Genomic DNA, 223 nt, shown 5'->3' on the forward strand with positions numbered 1-223 from the left:
TTTCGCCAGAACCTGACCACGCTCAACGTCATCACGCTTAGTACCACGCAGCAGAACACCTACGTTCTCACCAGCACGGCCTTCGTCCAGCAGTTTGCGGAACATTTCAACACCAGTACAAGTCGTTTTCGTGGTTTCTTTGATGCCCACGATTTCTACTTCGTCGCCTACTTTAACGATACCACGCTCTACACGACCGGTTACAACAGTACCACGACCGGAG

Annotated in this window: 1 protein-coding gene; it reads right to left on the reverse strand. The window is 51.6% G+C overall.

Translation table 11 applies throughout. From position 1 onward, the window contains the following. Window positions 1-223: EF-Tu/IF-2/RF-3 family GTPase (locus PSI23_RS22535; protein ID WP_273557103.1), on the reverse strand; the 223-nt coding region annotated here is incomplete at both ends.

The organism is Xenorhabdus yunnanensis (assembly GCF_028598805.1).
Taxonomy (GTDB): domain Bacteria; phylum Pseudomonadota; class Gammaproteobacteria; order Enterobacterales; family Enterobacteriaceae; genus Xenorhabdus; species Xenorhabdus yunnanensis.